An 18,807-nucleotide genomic window follows, 5' to 3' on the forward strand; every position below is an offset into this window, starting at 1 on the left:
TTCGGGAGCCACCCTCTCCCGCGGAGGGGAGAGGGATCTTTCCAGCCTCACACGGCCATCGCCGTCTTCAGGTTCTCGTCGACCTTGTCGAGGAAGCCGTCGGTGGTGAGCCACTTCTGGTCCGGGCCGACGAGGAGGGCGAGGTCCTTCGTCATGTGGCCGGACTCGACCGTGTCGACGCAGACCTTCTCCAGCGTCGCGGCGAACGTCGCCAGATCGGCGTTGTCGTCGAGCTTGGCCCGGTGCGACAGGCCGCGGGTCCAGGCGAAGATCGAGGCGATCGAGTTGGTGGAGGTCGCCTTGCCCTTCTGGTGCTCGCGGTAGTGGCGCGTCACCGTGCCGTGGGCGGCCTCGGCCTCGACGGTCTGGCCGTCCGGCGTCATCAGCACCGAGGTCATCAGGCCGAGCGAGCCGAAGCCCTGCGCGGCCGTATCCGACTGCACGTCGCCGTCGTAGTTCTTGCAGGCCCAGACGTAGCCGCCCGACCACTTGAGGCAGGAGGCCACCATGTCGTCGATCAGGCGGTGCTCGTAGACGAGGCCGAGCGACTGGAACTTCGACTTGAACTCCTCGTCATAGACCTTCTGGAACAGATCCTTGAAGCGCCCGTCATAGACCTTGAGGATGGTGTTCTTGGTCGAGAGGTAGACCGGGTACTTGCGCGCGAGGCCGTAGTTGAACGAGGCCCGGGCGAAATCGATGATCGACTGGTCGAGGTTGTACATCGACATCGCGACACCGGCGTCCGGGAACTTGAACACCTCCTTCTCGATGACGGTGCCGTCTTCGCCCTCGAACTTGATGGTCAGGCGGCCCTTGCCCGGCACCTTGAAGTCGGTGGCGCGGTACTGGTCGCCGTAGGCGTGGCGGCCGATCACGAAGGGCTGGGTCCAGCCGGGCACGAGGCGCGGCACGTTCGAGCAGATGATCGGCTCGCGGAAGATGACGCCGCCGAGGATGTTGCGGATGGTGCCGTTGGGCGAGCGCCACATCTCCTTGAGCTTGAACTCTTCGACGCGGGCCTCGTCCGGCGTGATGGTGGCGCATTTCACGCCGACGCCGTGGCGCTTGATCGCCTCGGCCGCATCGACCGTCACTTGGTCGTTCGTCGCGTCGCGGTGCTCGACGCCGAGGTCGTAATAGTCGAGGTCGAGATCGAGGTAGGGGTGGATGAGCTTGTTCTTGATCTCCGCCCAGATGATCCGGGTCATCTCGTCGCCGTCGAGCTCGACGACCGGATTGGCCACCTTGATCTTCGCCATGTCGGTCCCTCGCTTGTCCGGTGCCGCGCGGCCGGCCGGCTGCCCCCCGCGCATCTCTCCGGAACCTTGGTCGCCGCCCCTATAACGCAGCGCAGCAACGCGACAAAGCCGGGGCCGGACGGCCCGTTTCGGATGCGCGATTCTGTTACCGCCCGCTCGACGGCCCTCTGCGCGGCGGCAGGCGGCGAAGGCGAATCCCGAGCCAGACCAGGATCGCCAGGGCGATCAGGTTGAGCGCGAGCGTGAAATCCTCCCGCGGCGCGAGGGTGAGGGCGTAGCCGCCCTTGCGCGCGGCGTCGAACTGCCAGCCCACCAGCACGCCGCCCTCCGCGGGGACGCGCAGGAACGCCTCGGCCAGAAGCCAGCCGCTCGCCGAGACGCGGACGGTCAGGCTCGCGCTCACGAACCAGATCACCTGCGCGAGCTGCACCGGCACGGAGAGGGTGTAGCCCAGGCGCCGGTCCTGCCAGAGCGCCACGCCCGCGACCACGCTCGCCGCGAGCACCAGACCGATGAACAGGACGCCGGGCAGCAGCGTGAGCGGCAGCGCGGGGGCCGTCCGCATCAGGTCTTGCAGGAAGGCCCAGAGGCCCACGAGGCCGCCCTGGATCTCGATCAGCGCCACGAGGGTGCGCAGGCCGTCGCCTTTCACGGATTCCGTCATGGGCGGCGGGCATAGACGAGGCGGCGCGGCCCGGCCACCCTGATCCCCGGCTCTTCGACCGAAGCGAATGTCGGTCCCGCGACGGCGCGCAGGTCGGCGCGGCGCGATCCGGCCTGGACAAACGCGGCCGGCACTGCGACCACCCGCGCATCAACGAGCCAGGAAGGAGACACCATGAGCGACCGCATCGTCCTGCGCGCCGGCGAGGCCCTCGTCGCGGGCGGCCCGCCCAACACCGCCTCCGAGCCGGAGGTCATCATCGGCGAGCTCGACGGCCCGGTCGGCACCGCGCTCGCCACGCTCACCGGCGATCAGGTCGTCGGCCACAGCCGCGTCTTCGCGCTGCTCAACACCGACATCATGGTCCGCCCGGTGACGCTGTGCGTCTCCAAGGTGAGCGTGACCGAGAACAAGTACACCTCGATCCTGATGGGTACGGTGCAGTACGCCATCGCCAACGGCGTGCTCGACGCGGTGCGGGCCGGCTACATCCCGCGGGAGAAGGCCAACGATCTCGGCATCATCTGCTCGGTCTGGCTCAGCCCCGGCGTGATCCAGGCCGAGAGCGTCGACCACAAGGCGCTGTTCGAGATCCAGCGCAAGGGCATGACCGAAGCGATCCGCAAGGCCATGACCCACGAGCCCTCGATCGACTGGCTGCTCGAGAACCAGGACAAGATCACCCACAAATACTACCAGATGGGCCTCGACGGTAAGATCTGAGTTTTTTGGGGGTCCGCGCCGCCGGCTTTGCCGGCGGCGCGCTCCGATGCGTTCGAATGTCGGGAAAGATGAACACCCCCGTCGTCATCCTGGTCGAGCCGCAACTCGCCGAGAACATCGGCATGGCCGCCCGCGCCATGGCGAATTTCGGCCTGTCCGAGCTTCGCCTCGTGGCCCCGAAGAACGGCTGGCCGAAGAAGGGCGTGCGGGAGGCGGCCTCCGGCGCGACGCACGTGCTCGACGGGGCAAAGGTCTACGCCACCCTGCCGGAGGCGATCGCCGACCTGCACCACCTGCTCGCCACCACCGCCCGCGAGCGCGGGCAGATGAAGCGGGTGTTCGCTCCCGAGGAGGCGATGACGGCCACCGCCGGGCGGATCGGGCGCGGCGAGCGGGTCGGGCTGATGTTCGGGCGCGAGCGGGTCGGACTCAGCAACGACGAGGTGTCGCTCGCCGACGCCATCGTCACCTTCCCGGTCACGGAAGAATTTCCCTCGCTCAACCTCGCCCAGGCCGTGCTGCTGATGGGCTACGAGTGGCGCCGCGCCGCCGGGCTCGCGACCTTGCCCTTCTCCGGCGAACTGCTCTCGCCGCCGGCCACCCGCGCGGCGCTGCTGGCGCTGTTCGCGAGCCTGGAGGCGACGCTGGCGCAAGCCGGCTTCTACCCGCCGGAGAAGCAGGAGATCATCGCCCGCAACATGCGCGACATGCTCCACCGCATGGCGATGACCGAGCAGGACGTGCGCACGTTTCGCGGCGCGTTGCGGGCGCTCGACCGGCGCGCGAAGACGGACGAGCCGTAAGGCCGACGGCTTCTCGCCTTGCGTCCCGCCGTCATCGCGGCGCCAGGCCGACGCAGCCCTGGGTCCAGTCCATCAGCCGGCGCAGGCGCGCCCGATTCAGGAGAAGCCGTTCATCAGCCCGTGGAATCCGATGTCGCCGCCGCCTCGTCGGCGGAGGCGGGCACCGACGAGGGTGAGGCGCCCGCGCCGCGTCATGGAACGTCAGCCGATCCGGGCCAGCGCCTGCTCGATATCGGCGATCAGATCCTCGGGATCCTCCAGGCCGATCGAGAGGCGCACCGTCTCGGGACCGACGCAGGCGGCCGCGCGCTCCTCGGGGCGGAGCTGCCGGTGCGTGGTGGTCGCGGGGTGGATCGCCAGCGACTTGATCTCGCCGATGTTCACGAGGTGCGAGATCAGCTCCAGGTTCGCGATGAACCGAAGGGCTGCCGGTTCGCCGCCCTTCAAGGCGAAGGTGAAGATCGAGCCCGGCCCCTGCGGCACGTAGCGGTTGGCGAGCGCCTCGCCGGGCTGGCCGGGCAGGGCCGGATAGCTCACCCATTCGACCGCGGGATGGTCCTTGAGGAAGGCGGCGACCGCCCTCGCGTTCGAGCAGTGGCGCTCCATCCGCAGCGGCAGGGTCTCGATGCCGGTCAGCGTCAGGAAGGCGTTCATCGGCGACAGGCCGGGGCCGAGGTCGCGCAGGCCGAACAGGCGGCAGGCCACGGCGAAGCCGATCTCGGGAAAGCGCTCGCTGACGATCAGGTCGTCATAGTCCGGCCAGGGGTCGTTGATGAGGTTGTAGCGCGAGCCATGGGCCCGCCAGTCGAAGGTGCCGGCATCGCAGATCATGCCGCCGATCACCTGCCCCGAACCGCCCAGGAATTTCGAGGTGGAGTGGACGACGATGTCGGCGCCGTACGCGATCGGGCGGATCAGGGCGGGGGAGGCCAGGGTGTTGTCGATCACGAGCGGCAGCCCGTGGCGCTTCGCGACCGCGGAGATGCCCTCGATGTCCATGACCGTGGCGCAGGGATTGACGATCGACTCGCAGATGATCGCCTTGGTCTGCGGCGTGATCGCCGCCTCGAAGGCCTCCGGCGTCAGGTCGGCGGCGAATTGCGGCGTCAGGTCGTAGCGGCCTTCGAGGCGGCGCATCAGGCCGAGCGAGCCGCCGAACAGTCGTGGCGAGGCGACGTAGGCGTCGCCCGTCCGCATCAGCGTCATCATCACGAGCAGCACCGCCGACTGCCCGGAGGAGACGGCCACCGCCGCCTTGGCGCCCTCCAGCGCGGCGATCCGGCGCTCCAGCGCGGCGACCGTCGGGTTCGAGCCGCGCGAGTAGGAGAAGCCGGTCTTTCGCATCGCGAAGATGTCGGCCGCCTGCTCGGTGGAATCGAAGACGAAGCCGTTGGTGAAATAGATCGGCTGCGCCCGCGCGCCGGTGGCGGGATCGGGTGCGGCGCCCGCATGGACCGCCTGCGTGGCGAGGCGATGGGTTTTTGGCTCGGCGGTCATGGCGGGACCCGGACTGATCGGTCTGAACTCGCGCGTCGCTTGAGGGCGCGTCCTGCACCGCCTTCTGCCGCGAAACGCGCCGCGGCGAAACCCGCGATCCGCCGCTTCGAGGCGCGGCAGCGATGCGTGCGGCGGCGTCGAAGCCTCAGGCCGCGCGCTTGAGGCACGCCTTGAGGGTGCGCACCAGCAAGGTCGGCGCGTAGGGCTTGGGGATGAAGCGGGCGCCCTCCGGCATGTCGCCGGGGCCCGGCGTGCCCATGCCCGACACGATCAGCACCGGGATTTCCGGCCAGCGGTGGGCGACGAGGCGGGCCAGGGCGAACCCGTCCATCGAGCCCATCGGCATGTCGACGTCGGTCATCAGGATGCCGACATCGGGCCGGCCCTCCAGCACGTCGAGGGCCTTGTCGGCATGGGGGGCTTCGAGGACGTCGAACCCGGCTTCCGCCAGCGTATCGGAGGCCTCCATCAGCAGCAGACCGTCATCTTCGACGAGGAGGACGACGGGCGTCTCTGAGGGGTTCTCTGTCATGAAGCTGCAAACGATCTCGGGCCGACGCTGGTTGCGGCCTAATTCGCACCTGCAACGAGGTCAAGGAAGTGCCGGCCGTTAATTGTGCGCGGCGGCAAGAAACGGCTTGACGTCAGGCGCTCACCCGCGCAGGCGCCGAACGGACCGGCAGCCCGGCCAAGGCCTCCGGCCGCGGGCCGCCGGTCGCCCAATCGAGCAGCTCGACCGTGTGCAGGATCGGGATGTCGGTGCCCTTCCCGATCTGGGTGGCGCAGCCGATGTTGCCGGTGGCGATCAGGTCCGGCCGGAGCCGCTCGACATTCGCCACCTTGCGGTCGCGCAGGCGGGCGGCGATCTCCGGCTGGAGGATGTTGTAGGTGCCGGCCGAGCCGCAGCAGATGTGCCCCTCCGGCACGTCCTTCACCGTGAAGCCCGCCTTCTTCAGCAGGGTCTTCGGCTCGGTGCGGATCGCCTGCCCGTGCTGCATCGAGCAGGCGGAGTGGTAGGCGACGACGAGGTCGGTGTCCTCCACCGGCGGCAGCAGGCCGATCTCGGCCATGTACTCGGTCACGTCCCGGGCTATGGCCGACACCCGCGCCGCCTTCGCGGCGTAGGCCGGGTCGTCGCGGAACATGAAGCCGTAATCCTTGATCGTCGTGCCGCAGCCCGAGGCGGTGACGACGATGGCGTCGAGGCCCGGCCCGTCCATCTCGGCGATCCAGGCGTCGATGGTGCGCCGGGCGTGGCCGTGGGCGGAGTCCGCCTTGCCCATGTGGTGGGTGAGCGCCCCGCAGCAGCCCTCGCCCTTGGGCTGGACCACCTCGACCCCGTGGCGGTTGAGCAGGCGGATCGCCGCCTCGTTGAAGTCCGGCCGCAGCACGCTCTGGGCGCAGCCGCGCAGCAGCGCGACCCGGCCGCGGCTCTTGGCCGGGCCCTTGTCCTCGCCGGTCTGGAACAGGTCGCTGATCTCCTGCGCCGCGGTGTCGGCGGGGAAGGTGCCGGGCCGGTCGGTCGGGTTGCGGTTCGGCAACTGCGCGGGGGCGAGGTCGAGCATCGCCGCGAGCCGGTTGCCGACCCGCGGCAGCCGGGCGACGAGCGGGCGCAGCGGCGCGCCGACCTTGGCCGCGAGCAGGGCCAGCCGGAACCGGTTCGGGTAGGGCAGGACAAGGGCGAGCACCGCCCGCAAGAGCCGGTCGGAGAGCGGGCGCCGGTAGGTCTTCTCGATATGGGTGCGGGCGTGGTCGACGAGGTGCATGTAATGCACTCCCGACGGGCAGGTCGTCATGCAGGAGAGGCAGGAGAGGCAGCGGTCGACATGCTTGACCACCTCGCGGCTCGCCGCCTTGCCGCCCTCCAGCATGTCCTTGATCAGGTAGATGCGTCCGCGCGGTGAATCGAGTTCGTCGCCGAGCAGGAGGTAGGTCGGGCAGGTCGCGGTGCAGAACCCGCAATGCACGCAGGTGCGCAGGATCTTTTCCGAGGCCGCCATGGCGGGGTCGGCGAGCTGCGCGGGAGCGAAATTGGTCTGCACGACACGCCTCGACGCGTTTTCTTGCTTGTTCGATTTTCTTAGAACCGTTCGCGCGGGCAGGGCAATCGGGAACGATTCCAAGCTGTTGTTTTGTCGCGCCGCGGACCGCCGGGAGAGGGCGCTGCCCTCAGCGCCCCCGCGACACGGTCAGGACGCGGGCGATCAGCCAGATCGGCACCACCACCGCCGCACCCGCGAGGATCCAGCGGCCGAAATCGTGGAAGGTGTCGAGCCCGAGGTCGATCAGCGAGCGGCCGAGATCGTAGAGCTGCCGGAACAGCAGGCCCGGCGTCAGGCCGAACATCGCCATCACCGCGCCGACCAGCACGGACAGGAACAGTAGCTTCACGAACACCGCGGCGGGCGAGCCGCCGAGGAAGCGGTCGAGGCCGGAACGACGGCGCGGCCCGCCGTCGCGCGGATCGGCCGGGTCGACGCCGTGGTCGGGCGGAGCGCGGCGCCGCGCGTCGTGATCGCCGATCATTCGGTCGGTGTCCTCGCCTGTTCCTCGACGCGCCGTGGCCGCCCCGCCACGGCGTTGCCTGCCGGCCACACTCATGCGAAACCGCCTGCACGCGGCGGCATTCGGCCCGTTCGGGGTCGCAGCCAGATGGCATCCCCGCACGTTCCACTCAAGATGGCGGGCCGCATCGAACCGCGCCCCGCGTGCCGCTCCCACACCCCGCGACCTGAGAAGGGCCATGATCGACCACGCTCTGTTCGACCCGGCGACCATCGATGCCGAGACGAAGGCGCTCAATGCCGAGATCGTGGCCGCGCACGCCGCGCAAGCCGATCCCTGGTCGCTGCCGATCGAGCAGGTGCGGGCCCGCCGCCGCGCCGGCACGCAGGCCTCGCCGGCCATGCCGCGCAGCCCGCGCGCCGAGACCCTGACCATCGAGGGGCCGGGCGGGCCGCTGCCCCTGCGGGTGATCCGGCCCCAGGGCAAGGCGCGGGGCGCCTACCTGCACATCCACCGCGGCGGCTGGGTCTGGGGCGCGGCCGACGAGCAGGACCCGTGGCTGGAGCGCATCGCCGATGCCTGCGGCTTCGTCTGCCTCTCGGTGGAGTACCGGCTGGCGCCGGAGCATCCCTATCCGGCCGCCCTCGAAGATTGCGAGGCCGCCGCGCTCTGGCTCGCCGGACCCGGCAAGGCGGAGCTCGGGGTGCACGCCCTGACCATCGGCGGCGAATCCGTCGGCGCCCATCTCGCGGTGATGACGCTTTTGCGCCTGCGCGACCGGCACGGCCTGCCCCGGGCCTTCCGCGGCGCCAATCTCAACGCCGGCTTCTACGATCTCGGCCTGACCCCGAGCGTGCGGCTCTGGGGCGAGGAACGGCTCGTCATCAACACCACCGACCTCAGGCGCTTCGCCGACGGCTACGTGCGCGAAGGCATCGACCGGCGCCGCCCCGACGTCTCGCCGCTCTACGCCGACCTGCGCGGCCTGCCGCCCGCCCTGTTCACCGTCGGCACCGCCGACCCGCTGTTGGACGACACGCTCTACATGTCGGCCCGGTGGGCGGCGGCCGACAACGGCGGCCACACCGCGGTCTATGCCGGCGGCTGCCACATCTTCGTGCGCTATCCCGGCGCGCTGACGGAGCAGGCCCTGGAGCTGATCGACCGCTTCCTGATGGCGCTGGCGTGACGCGGTGACGCTTGCGGGATCGAAGCCCCACCCGAGAGGCTGTCCGACCCAGGAATCCCATCCACTATCCACTCCCTCATCCCGAGGTGCGAAGCGAAGCGGGGCCTCGAAGGATCTTCCAGCCGGCCGCGTGCTTCCTGGACGACCCTTCGAGGCCGCTTCGCGGCACCTCAGGGTGAGGCACTGGGTGATACCGTTTCCGATTGATCGCTTCGGGTTTGGCCCCCCTCCGTCATCGCGAGCGGCCGCGAAGCGATCCAGGGCGCGACAGGTCCGGAAAGGACGCGCCCTGGATGGCCACGGCTTCGCCTCGCAAGGACGCAGGACAGGCCGAACTCATCAACCGGATATCGTATGAGATGTCCGCATACCAACAGGCTCAAAGCCGGGTGCCAGCCCCTCCTGACCTCCCGCCGCGTTTCTCCGCGTGGTTCGCCTCCCGCGGCTGGTCGCCCCGCCCGCATCAGCTCGAACTGCTGGCGACCGTCCGGGCCGGGCGCTCGGCGCTGCTCGTCGCGCCCACGGGCGCGGGCAAGACGCTGGCCGGCTTCCTGCCGAGCCTGGTCGAGCTGAGCGAACGGACGGGCAAGGCGAAGGGTTTGCACACCCTCTACGTCTCGCCGCTGAAGGCGCTCGCCGTCGACATCGCCCGCAACCTCGGTGCGCCGATCGCCGGGATGGACCTGGCGGTGACGGTCGAGACCCGCACCGGCGACACGCCCGCGCACAAGCGCGCCCGCCAGATCCAGCGCCCGCCCGACATCCTGCTCACCACCCCCGAACAGCTCTCGCTGCTGCTGGCCCACCGCGAGGCGGAAGGCTTCTTCGCCGGCCTGCGCACCATCGTGCTCGACGAACTGCACGCCCTCGTCACCTCGAAGCGCGGCGATCTCCTCTCCCTCGCGCTCGCCCGGGTGCGGCGGCTGGCGCCGCAGGTCCGCGCCATCGGCCTCTCGGCGACGGTGCGCGAGCCGGACGAGTTGAGGAAATACCTCGTCCCACAAAACCCTCCCCCCTCCGCGGGGGGAGGGAAGCCGGCACCGCCCATGGCCGATCTCGTCGTGGTCGAGGGCGGCGCCAAGCCCGACCTGCGCATGCTCGACGTGAACCGGACGCTCCCGCTCTCGGGCCACACCGCCTGGCACTCCATGCCGGCGATCTACGACCTGATCCGGGGGCACCGCACGGTGCTCGTCTTCGTCAACACTCGGCTCCAGGCCGAGTACACCTTCCAGGAGCTGTGGCGGCTCAACGACGACACCCTGCCGATCGCCCTGCACCACGGCTCCCTCGACGCCACGCAGCGCCGCCGGGTCGAGGCGGCGATGGCGGCGGGGCAATTGCGCGCCATCGTCTGCACCGCGACGCTCGATCTCGGCATCGACTGGGGCGACGTCGATCTCGTGGTCAATCTCGGCGCGCCGAAGGGCGCGAGCCGGATCATGCAGCGGATCGGCCGGGCCAACCACCGCATGGACGAGCCGTCGAAGGCCTATCTCGTGCCCGGCAACCGCTTCGAGATGCTGGAATGCCGCGCCGCCCTCGACGCGGTGGAGGAGGCCGCCCAGGACACCCCCGACGCCCGCCTCGGCGCCCCCGACGTGCTGGCCCAGCACGTGCTCGGCATGGCCTGCGCCGACGCCTTCGACCCGCTCGACCTCTACGACGAGGTGACCTCGGCCGCGCCCTACGCGAGCCTCTCCTGGGAGGATTTCGAGGCGGTGGTCGATTACGCCGCCACCGGCGGCTACGCGCTGCGCGCTTACGAGCGCTTCGCCAAGATTCTTCGCGGGACGGATGGGAAATGGAGGGTGCGCGACGCGCGGGTGGCGCAGCAGTACCGCATGAACGCCGGCACCATCGTCGAATCGACCCACATCAGGGTGCGCATGGCCCGCAGCCTGCGCGCCAAGCCCGGCACCGTGCTGCCGAAGGGCGGGCGGACGCTCGGCGAGATCGAGGAGGACTTTGCGGAAACGCTCACCCTCGGCGACACCTTCCTGTTCGCGGGCGAGGTGCTGCGCTTCGAGGGGCTCGCGGAAGACGAATGTCTCGTCACGCGCGCCGGCCCCGGCACCGATCCGGCGATCCCCTCCTATGCCGGCTCGAAGTTCCCGCTCTCGACCTTCCTCGCCGGGCGGGTGCGGGCGATCATCGCCGACCCGTTCGCGTGGGACCGGCTGCCGGCACAGCTCTCGAACTACCTCGCCCAGCAGCGCCGGCACTCCGTCCTGCCCAGCGAGCGCGACCTTCTGGTCGAAACCTTTCCGCGGGCCGGGCGGCACTATCTCACGGCGTTCCCGTTCGAGGGGCGGCTGGCGCACCAGACGCTCGGCATGCTGCTGACCCGCCGCCTGGAGCGCGCCCGGCTGCGCCCGCTCGGTTTCGCCGCCAACGATTACGGCATCGCCATCTGGTGCACGAAGGACGTGAGCGAACGCGCCGCCCTCTCGCCGGGCTTCATGGAGGCCCTGTTCGACGAGGACATGCTCGGCGACGACCTCGAAGCGTGGCTCGAGGAATCCGCGATGATGAAGCGCACCTTCCGGCAATGCGCGGTGATCGCCGGGCTGATCGAGCGGCGCTTTCCCGGCCAGAAGAAGACCGGCCGACAGGTCACGATCTCGACGGACCTGATCTACGACGTGCTGCGCCGCCACCAGCCCGACCACCTCTTGCTGCGCGCCGCGCGCCAGGATGCGGCAACCGGACTCCTCGACGTGACCCGCCTCGGCATGATGCTGAGACGCATCCGGGGGCGAATCACCCACAGGGCGCTCGACCGCGTCTCGCCGCTCTCCGTGTCCGTCATGCTCGAAATCGGGCGCGAGCGGGTCTACGGGGAGGGGGCCGACGAGATCCTGGCCGAGGCCGAAGCCGAGCTTCTGCAAGAAGCCTTGGGCTGATGGGGCGTGCCGCCTCCTCCGCGACACTGAGGATGCGACCTTGGCACTCGGCCAGAGACTCGAGAAGACCGTGAAGGGCACCGACCTCGCGCTCGCCGGCGAGGCGCTGAGCCTCGACCGCACCGGCGCCCTGTGGCTGCCCCGGCACCGCACCCTGGTGGTGTCGGACCTTCACCTGGAGAAGGGCTCGTCCTTCGCCGCCCGCACCAGCCAGTTCCTGCCGCCCTACGACACCCGCGAGACCCTGGCCTGCCTGCACGAGGCGGTCCAGCGCCTCGACCCGGCCCGCGTCGTCGCGCTGGGCGATTCCTTCCACGACGCCCGCGGGCCCGAGCGGATGGAGCCCGGCGACCGCGCCATGATCGCTGCGCTGCAGGAGGGCCGCGACTGGATCTGGATCGCCGGCAACCACGACGCGGCGGTGAGCGAGGGCATCGGCGGGCGCTGCTGCGAGACACTTGCCGTCGGCGGCCTGACGCTGCGCCACGAACCGCTTGCCGGCGCCGGAGAGGGCGAGATCGCCGGCCATCTCCACCCCTGCGGCAAGGTCACCATGCGCGGCCGCTCCGTGCGCCGCCGCTGCTTCGTCGGCGACGGACACCGCCTCGTCATGCCGGCCTTCGGCGCCTACACGGGCGGGCTCAACGTGCGGGACGCCGCCTTCGAACCGCTCTTCCCGCAGGGGTTCACGGCCTACCTGCTCGGCGACGGGCGCGTGTTCGCGATCGGCCGGACGATGCTGGGGCGGGACTGAGACTTTCTCGACCGGCTTCCATCATCGCGAGGCGAAAGCCTCATCCGGCTTGCGTCGCGCTCCTGGATCGCGTCGCCTGACGGCTCGCAATGACGGTGCGGGCCACCCTCTCCGTCATTGCGAGCGGAGCGAAGCAATCCAGGGCGCCGCCCTTTTCGGAAAGGCCGCGACCCTGCCTCGGCCCGCGATGACGCCCATGCGTCACGCCGCCGCCAGCAGCGCCAGCCCGGCAACGCCCGACAGCGCCAGCCGCAGGCGGCCCATCCAGTTCGGGACCATGCCGCGGCGGGCGAGATCCTGATCGACGACGCCCCACAGCAGCACCAGGGCGCCGAGGATGCGCAGATCCCACGGGGCCGGGGCGGCCAGCGCCGCCCAGGCCAGCAGCGAGGGCACGATGGCGAGGCCGTAATCGCGCCAGCCCGCCCCGCGCGCCGCCGCGACGCCCCAGCGGATGCCGCCGAGGAAGGAAGCGATCACCGCACCGTAGGCCGAGAGGATCGTGCGCGGCGACAGGCCGATCGTGCCGAGCCCGACATCGGTGCCGCTGACCGACAGGGCGGCGAAGCCCACGAACGGAATCAGCCCCGCGATGCCGAGGAGGATCGCGCTCGCGGGAACCGTGGTCAGCCGCCCCATACCGTCTCCCCGGCTGCTCGATTCGATCGCACCGGATCGAAGCGTCTCTCGTCCGAACGTCCGCGGCCGGATGGCCGGTGACCGGATCTCGTGAACAAGTCCAGACGCGCAGATCCGGTCCCATCCCGCAACCGGGACCATTTGTTGCAGTGCGGGGCGTCGTCGGCGCCGCGGGCGGCAATCGATGCCGGACGGCCGCGCCGCCGGACCGACGGGGCGTGAAGCGCGACATCGAGGCGTCGAGCCGCGACGAAGCTTCCAGCCGCGACGGAACGCCGCCGGCCCGCGGGAGTTACTGCTCCGCTTTCGTTTCGGAGTGAACCGCCATGACGCTTCTCAAGTGGGCCGCCATCGCCTTCGTCATCTCGCTCGTCGCGGGCGCCCTCGGCTTCACCGGGATCGCGTCGGGCGCGAGTTCGATCGCCCGCATCCTGTTCGGCCTGTTCCTCGTGCTCGCCATCGTCATCGTGGTGATCGCGCTCGCCGTCGGTCAGGCGGTGTTCTGAGCCCGTGAGGCTCGACGGGCGCATCGCCCTCGTCACCGGCGCCTCCTCCGGGATCGGCGCCGAGACGGCCCTCGGCCTCGCGCGCCTCGGGGCGCGGGTCGGCCTCGTCGGGCGCGATGCCGAGCGCACGGCACGCGCCGCCGAACGCGTCCGCCGGGAGACCGGCGGCGCGGCGGACACGTTCCTCGCCGACCTGTCGAGCCAGGCCGGGATCCGCCGGCTCGCGGCGGAGGTGAGGGCGGCCTATCCCGCCCTCGACATCCTCGTGAACAATGCCGGCGCGATCTTTTCGCAGCGCCACGTCACGGTCGACGGGATCGAGCGCACCTGGGCCCTCGACCATCTCGCCTACGTGCTGCTGACGCACGAACTGATCGGCGCGCTGCATGCCGCGCCCCGCGCCCGCATCGTCAACCTCGCCTCGGCCGCCCATACCCGCGGGCGCATCGATGTCGAGGATCTCGGCGGCGAGCGGCGCTATTCGGCGATGAAGGCCTACGCCCAGGCCAAGCTCGGCAACGTGCTGTTCACCTGCGCGCTCGCCCGACGCCTCGCCGGCAGCGGCGTGACGGTCAACGCGGTCCATCCCGGCGTGGTGGCGAGCGATTTCGCCAGGAACACGAACGGCCTCCTCGGCTTCGCCTGGGGCCTGATCCGCCCCTTCCTCATCTCGACCGAGGCGGGCGCCAGGACCTCGCTCCACGTCGCCACCGCGCCCGAACTCGACGGCATGACCGGGCGCTACTTCGCCAAGTGCCGCGAGACACCGTCCTCCGCCCTCAGCCGGGACGAGGCGTTGCAGGAGCGCGTCTGGACGCTGAGCCGGCGTCAGGTCGGGATCGAGGGGTAGGACGATTCGCGGACGGAAGCGCCCTTGGACGGTCCCGCCCTGAAAGGTCGGAGCCGTGCCCGACCCTCCGGATCGGGCACGGCTCCAAGTCTTCGTCCCTCACGCGACCGCCGAGAGCGAACCGGCCTTCCCGACGGCGAGGGGCGGCCCAAGGTCGTGACGCGACAGGATTAAACGGACGCGCCGCACGGTCGAGGCGACTGCCTCACTCCGCATCCTTCTTCGCGTTGTTCTCCTTGCTCTTCTGCATGTGCGCGCGCCGGTTCTCTTCGAACTCGTCGACGCTCGACTGATTCTTCTTCGTCGCGCTCGCGGCTTCGGCCTTGCTTCCCTTGGAGCTCTCGGCCTGCGCACACATCGGCAGGGTCGCGGCCCCAGCCAGGACGGCGGCCGCGAGCAGAAGCTTGTGAACTTGCAACATTATTCATTCATCCCTGATTGGCTCAAAGATAATGCAGGTTTCTCGGGTCCCCGCAACGAAGGCCCGCGGCTTTCCATCGATTTATAAAAATATTATAATTTTATATTGTTCGATACACGCCCGCCATCGCCCGCTCAAGTATAGAGCGCAGGGCGAACGCAATCGCGGGCTGTTCGCCCCCGGCGGCAAAACGGCACGCGGGCCTCAGAAATGGCTGAACGAGGCGCGCGTGAACGCCGTTTCCCGCCCTTGAGCATCGCGAAAGCGGGGCGGTGCGTCTCCGGCCTCCACGACGCCGATCTCGGCAGCGGGGATCCCGGCGGCCCGGGCCTCGGCCAGGAGCGCGGCGACGCGTCCGGGCGGCACCGCGCAGAGGATCTCGTAATCGTCCCCGCCGGTCAGGGCCGTGGCGAGGCGGCTCTCGTCGCGGTCCACCGCCGCCCGCGCGGCCGGCGAGAGCGGCACCGCCCGCACGTCGACCCGCGCGGTCAGGCCGGTGCCGGCCAGCATCTTGGCGAGATCGCCGACCAGCCCGTCCGACACGTCCATGGCGGCGCGGGCATGGCGACGCAGGGCCGGGACCAGGGCCAGACGCGGGCGCGGATGCAGGTAGCGGTCGAGGAGGACGTCGCGCTGCGCCGGTTCGAGCCCGGCATCGGGCGCGAGCCGCAGGGCGAGGCCGAGCGCCGCGTCGCCGATGCTGCCGCTGACGCAGAGCCGGTCGCCGGCCCTGGCCGCCTGCCGCCGCAGCATCGCACCGGCCGGCACCTCGCCGAAGGCGGTGACGCCGATCAGCGCCGGGCCGCCGGAGCGCACGGTGTCGCCGCCGAGCAGGGGGCAGCCGTGGCTGCGGCTCGCATGCCCGAGACCCTCGGCGAAGGCGGCGAGCCACGTTTCCGTCCAATCGTCCGGCAGCGCCAGCGTCAGCAGGAAGCCGCGCGGGCCGGCCCCTTTGGCGGCCAGATCGGACAGGTTGACGCCGAGCGCCTTGACGGCGATCGAGCCCGGCGGGTCGTCGGGGAAGTAGTGCACGCCGGCGACGATCGCGTCGGCGGTCACCACGAGGTCGTGGCCGGGCGTCGGCGTCAGGCTGGCGGCGTCGTCGCGCAGGCCCTCGGCACCGGGGCCGCTGAGCGGCGCGAAGTAGCGCGCGATCAGCGCCTCCTCGCCCGCACGTGCCATTCGCCTCAGCCCTTCTTCGGCGCGGCCGGGATGCCGAACTCGGTGGAGCGCACCTCGCGGCCGACCCGGTCGAGCACGGCGTTGACCATGCCCGGCTCGTCGCCGCCGTAGAAGCTGTAGGCGACGTCGACATATTGCGAGATCGCGGCCCGGGCCGGCACGTCGCGGCGGAACATCAATTCGTAGGCGCCCGCCCGCAGGATCGCCCGCAGCACCACCTCCAGGCGGCGCAGCGGCCAGCCCTTGGCGAGCGCCGCGTCGAGCTTCGGGTCGATGGCGCGCTGCTCCTCCACGGCGCCGCGCAGCACGTCGCGGAAGAAGGCGGTCTCGGCCGGCGGATGACTGATGCCGTCGACCTCCTGGCCGATCCAGAAGGCCTCGAACTCGGCCAGCGCGTCGATCACGCCCTTGTCCGCGACCTCCATCTCGTAGAGCGCCTGCACCACGGCGAGGCGGGCGCCGGTGCGGGTGTTCGGTTTCGGCGGGGCGGGCGCTTTGGCGGGCGTTTCGGCAGATCGTTCGGCCGGTGTTTCGGCGGGCTGGTTCATCGGGCGGGTTCCAGATTGGCGGCGCGCTTGATGGCGAGGAGGCTGAGCGCCGCCTCCGCCGCGCCGCCGCCCTTGTTCATGTCGGAGACCCGGGCGCGGGCCAGCGCCTGCTCCATGGTCTCGACGGTGAGGATGCCGTTGCCGAGCGGCAGGTGCTCGGCGACGGAGAGGTCCATCAACGCGCGGGCGCTCTCGCCGGCGACGATGTCGTAGTGTCCGGTCTCGCCGCGGATCACGCAGCCGAGGGCCACCGCCGCGTCGTAGGGGCCGCCGGCCTTGCGGCCGGCCTCCATCAGGATGGCGATGGCGGCGGGGATCTCGAGGGCGCCCGGCACGGTGAAGACCCGCGCCTCGGCGCCGACCGCCTCGATCGCCGCGCGGGCGCCGGCGAGCAGTTCGTCGGCGATGTCGTCGTAGTAGCGCGCCTCCACCACCAGCACGCGGGTGCCGGCGAGGCTTTCCAGGATGCTGCTCGGAGCGTCCGCGTCGCGGGTGCGGGATACCATGCCTGTGCCGTTCCCTCGACGGGTTCGCGTTCAAGATAGGGGCGGGCCGGAGGGTTAGCCCAAGTGCCGCGCGCTCCACAAGCGGCAGGGCGGATCCCGCGGACGTGGCGCGGCGGCGCGGACGCGAGTCGGCGCATCCAGCGGACGCCATCCGGAAAGTTTGAGCGAAATGCCGGAGGAGCGGATCATCGAGTCTCGTCGAAGCACAGGCAGGCGGGAAACACGGCGGCAACAATTAACCCGCCGGAAGCGGCGCGACCGATAGACTGCTCATCGCAGTATCCCGGCGATCGAACCGCGATCCCGGGGACGAACGAGGGCGGCAGGCATGGCGATGGCACGGGTTCGGGAGGCCGGGACGACGGCGGCTTCATCCGAGGCATCGACGACTGCGCCGGTGCCGCTGGTGATCGATCTCGACGGCACGCTGCTGCGCACGGACCTGCTGCTGGAGGGCGTCGTCGCGCTGCTGCGGCACAACCTGCTGACCCTGTTCGCGCTGCTGCTCTGGCTGCCGCGGGGCCGCGCCCATTTCAAGCGCCGCGTCGCGGAACACGCGCCCCTCGACCTCGCGACGCTTCCGGTCAACGAGGCGTTGCTCGCCCATATCGAGGCGCAGAAGGCGGCAGGCCGCGAGATCGTGCTCGCCACCGCCGCCGACGAGCTGATGGGCCTGCGCGCCCTGCGGCGCTTCCCCGTCTTCGATCGCGTCGTGGCGAGCGACGGCGTGCGCAACCTCAAGGGCGAGGCCAAGGCCGCCCAGCTTCGGACGCTCTACCCGCAGGGCTTCGACTACGCGGGCGATGCCGCGGCCGATCTCGCCGTCTGGGCGGCGGCACGCCGGGTGATCGTGGTGGAGGCCTCGGGCGCCGTCCGGCGCGCGGCCCGGGCGCTCGGCAAGCCGGTCGAGGAGTTTCCGGCGGCCGCGCGCCCGAAGGCGCTGCTCGAGGCCCTGCGCCTGCACCAATGGGCCAAGAACGCCCTGGTCTTCCTGCCGCTGGTCCTCGGCGGCCGGGCGGGGGAAGCGGCCGCCTGGGGAAGCGCGCTGATGGCCTTCCTGGCGCTCGGGCTCGTCGCCTCGGCGAGCTACCTCCTGAACGACCTGCTCGACCTCGCCCACGACCGCGCCCACTGGTCGAAGCGCGAACGCCCGCTCGCCAGCGGCCGCCTGCCGCTCGCCGCGGGTCTGGCCGCCCTCGGCCTCGGCCTCGCGGGCGGCCTCGCGGTGGCGGCCCGGGCCGGGCCGGCGGTGCTCGTCGGCGTGCTGGCCTACCTCGCCCTGACCCTGACCTACTCGGCGTGGCTGAAGCGGGTGCCGATGCTCGACGCGCTGACGCTGGGGAGCCTGTTCACCCTGCGCATCGCGGTCGGCGTCGCGGCGGTCGCGGTGGCGTGGTCGCCCTGGCTCATGACCTTCTCGATGTTCCTGTTCACCTCCCTGTCCTTCGCCAAGCGGCACACGGAGCTGCGCGGCGCGGCCCGGCGCGGCCGGTCCGGCGCCATCGCCGGGCGCGGCTACGAGCCGGCGGACGAGGCGGTGGTGCTTGCCTTCGGCATCGCCTCGGGGCTGGCCAGCGTCGTCATCTTCATCCTGTATCTGGCCAACGAGGCGTTCCGGCACGCGGTGCTCGCCGCGCCGCTGGCGCTGTGGTGCTTCCCCCTGATCCTTGTCCTGTTCATGGGCCGGGTCTGGCTGCTGGCGGGCCGCGACGCGCTCCACGACGATCCGGTCGCCTTCGCGCTCAAGGATCGCCCGAGCCTCGTGCTGGCGGGGATCGCCGGCCTCGCCTTCGCCGTCGCCGCCTTCGGCCTGCCGCGAGGATTGCTGTCTTGAGGGCAGGTGAGAGGGCAA

19 protein-coding genes are annotated in these 18,807 nt (G+C 70.8%); 8 read left to right on the forward strand and 11 right to left on the reverse strand.

Going from position 1 to position 18,807, the window contains the following annotated elements; genetic code table 11:
- Positions 1-47 precede the first annotated feature (47 nt).
- Together PGN25_16540 and PGN25_16545 are read right to left on the reverse strand one after the other, a co-directional pair.
- Complete coding sequence (locus tag PGN25_16540; GenBank protein ID MEH3119144.1) at positions 48-1,262, reverse strand: NADP-dependent isocitrate dehydrogenase; 1,215 nt, start codon at positions 1,260-1,262, stop codon at positions 48-50.
- Positions 1,263-1,407: 145 nt separating this feature from the next.
- Positions 1,408-1,926, reverse strand: coding sequence for a hypothetical protein (locus PGN25_16545; protein MEH3119145.1), 519 nt, complete (start codon positions 1,924-1,926; stop codon positions 1,408-1,410).
- A 174-nt stretch (positions 1,927-2,100) separates the two neighbouring features.
- On the opposite strand from PGN25_16545, the gene PGN25_16550 reads away from it, so the two are divergent.
- A complete protein-coding gene (locus tag PGN25_16550; GenBank protein MEH3119146.1) occupies positions 2,101-2,649 on the forward strand; it encodes a formaldehyde-activating enzyme in 549 nt (182 codons plus the stop codon).
- A gap of 68 nt (positions 2,650-2,717) precedes the next feature.
- Entirely contained in the window at positions 2,718-3,452 is a 735-nt protein-coding gene (locus PGN25_16555; protein MEH3119147.1) for an RNA methyltransferase, read from the forward strand.
- 201 nt (positions 3,453-3,653) lie between these two features.
- On the opposite strand, the gene PGN25_16560 is transcribed toward PGN25_16555, so the two are convergent.
- The 4 genes from PGN25_16560 to PGN25_16575 form a co-directional block, all read right to left on the reverse strand.
- Positions 3,654-4,949, reverse strand: a complete 1,296-nt coding sequence (locus PGN25_16560; protein ID MEH3119148.1) for an O-acetylhomoserine aminocarboxypropyltransferase/cysteine synthase — start codon at positions 4,947-4,949, stop codon at positions 3,654-3,656.
- A gap of 145 nt (positions 4,950-5,094) precedes the next feature.
- Positions 5,095-5,481 (reverse strand): response regulator, encoded by a 387-nt coding sequence (locus PGN25_16565; protein MEH3119149.1) that lies wholly within the window; start codon positions 5,479-5,481, stop codon positions 5,095-5,097.
- A gap of 112 nt (positions 5,482-5,593) precedes the next feature.
- Entirely contained in the window at positions 5,594-6,991 is a 1,398-nt protein-coding gene (locus tag PGN25_16570) for a heterodisulfide reductase-related iron-sulfur binding cluster (protein ID MEH3119150.1), read from the reverse strand.
- 127 nt (positions 6,992-7,118) lie between these two features.
- On the reverse strand, positions 7,119-7,475 hold the full coding sequence (locus tag PGN25_16575) for a DUF6460 domain-containing protein (GenBank protein ID MEH3119151.1): 357 nt from the start codon (positions 7,473-7,475) through the stop codon (positions 7,119-7,121).
- Between the two features lie 217 nt (positions 7,476-7,692).
- Between PGN25_16575 and PGN25_16580 the strand changes: the two genes are divergently transcribed.
- The 3 genes from PGN25_16580 to pdeM all read left to right on the forward strand — a co-directional run bounded on the left by PGN25_16580 (position 7,693) and on the right by pdeM (position 12,303).
- Complete coding sequence (locus PGN25_16580; protein ID MEH3119152.1) at positions 7,693-8,643, forward strand: alpha/beta hydrolase; 951 nt, start codon at positions 7,693-7,695, stop codon at positions 8,641-8,643.
- 359 nt (positions 8,644-9,002) lie between these two features.
- Positions 9,003-11,549, forward strand: a complete 2,547-nt coding sequence (locus tag PGN25_16585) for a ligase-associated DNA damage response DEXH box helicase (protein ID MEH3119153.1) — start codon at positions 9,003-9,005, stop codon at positions 11,547-11,549.
- A gap of 40 nt (positions 11,550-11,589) precedes the next feature.
- The gene (pdeM, locus tag PGN25_16590) at positions 11,590-12,303 is read left to right on the forward strand and encodes a ligase-associated DNA damage response endonuclease PdeM (protein MEH3119154.1); all 714 of its coding nucleotides are present in this window, start codon (positions 11,590-11,592) and stop codon (positions 12,301-12,303) included.
- A 201-nt stretch (positions 12,304-12,504) separates the two neighbouring features.
- On the opposite strand, the gene PGN25_16595 is transcribed toward pdeM, so the two are convergent.
- Positions 12,505-12,942 (reverse strand): DUF3429 domain-containing protein, encoded by a 438-nt coding sequence (locus tag PGN25_16595; GenBank protein MEH3119155.1) that lies wholly within the window; start codon positions 12,940-12,942, stop codon positions 12,505-12,507.
- A gap of 326 nt (positions 12,943-13,268) precedes the next feature.
- Here PGN25_16595 and PGN25_16600 point away from each other — a divergent pair, with 326 nt between their 5' ends.
- Together PGN25_16600 and PGN25_16605 are read left to right on the forward strand one after the other, a co-directional pair.
- On the forward strand, positions 13,269-13,448 hold the full coding sequence (locus PGN25_16600; GenBank protein MEH3119156.1) for a DUF1328 domain-containing protein: 180 nt from the start codon (positions 13,269-13,271) through the stop codon (positions 13,446-13,448).
- Between the two features lie 4 nt (positions 13,449-13,452).
- Entirely contained in the window at positions 13,453-14,298 is an 846-nt protein-coding gene (locus PGN25_16605; GenBank protein ID MEH3119157.1) for an SDR family oxidoreductase, read from the forward strand.
- Positions 14,299-14,503: 205 nt separating this feature from the next.
- Here the strand turns inward: PGN25_16605 and PGN25_16610 are convergent, their stop codons facing one another.
- From PGN25_16610 to ribH, 4 genes are all read right to left on the reverse strand, one after another.
- A complete protein-coding gene (locus PGN25_16610) occupies positions 14,504-14,719 on the reverse strand; it encodes a hypothetical protein (protein ID MEH3119158.1) in 216 nt (71 codons plus the stop codon).
- Between the two features lie 204 nt (positions 14,720-14,923).
- Complete coding sequence (gene thiL, locus PGN25_16615) at positions 14,924-15,901, reverse strand: thiamine-phosphate kinase (protein MEH3119159.1); 978 nt, start codon at positions 15,899-15,901, stop codon at positions 14,924-14,926.
- 5 nt (positions 15,902-15,906) lie between these two features.
- Positions 15,907-16,449 carry a transcription antitermination factor NusB gene (gene nusB, locus PGN25_16620; GenBank protein ID MEH3119160.1) on the reverse strand — a complete coding sequence of 181 codons (543 nt, stop codon included), beginning with the start codon at positions 16,447-16,449 and terminating at the stop codon, positions 15,907-15,909.
- A complete protein-coding gene (gene ribH / locus PGN25_16625) occupies positions 16,446-16,955 on the reverse strand; it encodes a 6,7-dimethyl-8-ribityllumazine synthase (GenBank protein MEH3119161.1) in 510 nt (169 codons plus the stop codon). Before ribH ends, nusB begins: the two co-directional genes overlap by 4 nt.
- Positions 16,956-17,283: 328 nt before the next feature.
- On the opposite strand from ribH, the gene PGN25_16630 reads away from it, so the two are divergent.
- Complete coding sequence (locus PGN25_16630; protein MEH3119162.1) at positions 17,284-18,789, forward strand: UbiA family prenyltransferase; 1,506 nt, start codon at positions 17,284-17,286, stop codon at positions 18,787-18,789.
- The last annotated feature ends 18 nt before the right edge of the window (positions 18,790-18,807 follow it).

The sequence above is a fragment of the Methylorubrum populi genome (genome assembly GCA_036946625.1).
Lineage (GTDB): Bacteria > Pseudomonadota > Alphaproteobacteria > Rhizobiales > Beijerinckiaceae > Methylobacterium > Methylobacterium populi_C.

Excerpts from the sequence above, each read along its gene's own strand:
- PGN25_16610 (MEH3119158.1), bottom strand. The coding sequence starts at position 14,719 with ATGTTGCAAGTTCACAAGCTTCTGCTCGCGGCCGCCGTCCTGGCTGGG.
- PGN25_16565 (MEH3119149.1), bottom strand. The coding sequence starts at position 5,481 with ATGACAGAGAACCCCTCAGAGACGCCCGTCGTCCTCCTCGTCGAAGAT.
- PGN25_16545 (MEH3119145.1), bottom strand. The coding sequence starts at position 1,926 with ATGACGGAATCCGTGAAAGGCGACGGCCTGCGCACCCTCGTGGCGCTG.
- PGN25_16575 (MEH3119151.1), bottom strand. The coding sequence starts at position 7,475 with ATGATCGGCGATCACGACGCGCGGCGCCGCGCTCCGCCCGACCACGGC.
- PGN25_16585 (MEH3119153.1), top strand. The coding sequence starts at position 9,003 with ATGTCCGCATACCAACAGGCTCAAAGCCGGGTGCCAGCCCCTCCTGAC.
- thiL (MEH3119159.1), bottom strand. The coding sequence starts at position 15,901 with ATGGCACGTGCGGGCGAGGAGGCGCTGATCGCGCGCTACTTCGCGCCG.
- PGN25_16630 (MEH3119162.1), top strand. The coding sequence starts at position 17,284 with ATGGCGATGGCACGGGTTCGGGAGGCCGGGACGACGGCGGCTTCATCC.
- PGN25_16540 (MEH3119144.1), bottom strand. The coding sequence starts at position 1,262 with ATGGCGAAGATCAAGGTGGCCAATCCGGTCGTCGAGCTCGACGGCGAC.
- PGN25_16600 (MEH3119156.1), top strand. The coding sequence starts at position 13,269 with ATGACGCTTCTCAAGTGGGCCGCCATCGCCTTCGTCATCTCGCTCGTC.
- PGN25_16580 (MEH3119152.1), top strand. The coding sequence starts at position 7,693 with ATGATCGACCACGCTCTGTTCGACCCGGCGACCATCGATGCCGAGACG.
- PGN25_16555 (MEH3119147.1), top strand. The coding sequence starts at position 2,718 with ATGAACACCCCCGTCGTCATCCTGGTCGAGCCGCAACTCGCCGAGAAC.
- ribH (MEH3119161.1), bottom strand. The coding sequence starts at position 16,955 with ATGGTATCCCGCACCCGCGACGCGGACGCTCCGAGCAGCATCCTGGAA.
- PGN25_16595 (MEH3119155.1), bottom strand. The coding sequence starts at position 12,942 with ATGGGGCGGCTGACCACGGTTCCCGCGAGCGCGATCCTCCTCGGCATC.
- PGN25_16550 (MEH3119146.1), top strand. The coding sequence starts at position 2,101 with ATGAGCGACCGCATCGTCCTGCGCGCCGGCGAGGCCCTCGTCGCGGGC.
- PGN25_16560 (MEH3119148.1), bottom strand. The coding sequence starts at position 4,949 with ATGACCGCCGAGCCAAAAACCCATCGCCTCGCCACGCAGGCGGTCCAT.
- nusB (MEH3119160.1), bottom strand. The coding sequence starts at position 16,449 with ATGAACCAGCCCGCCGAAACACCGGCCGAACGATCTGCCGAAACGCCC.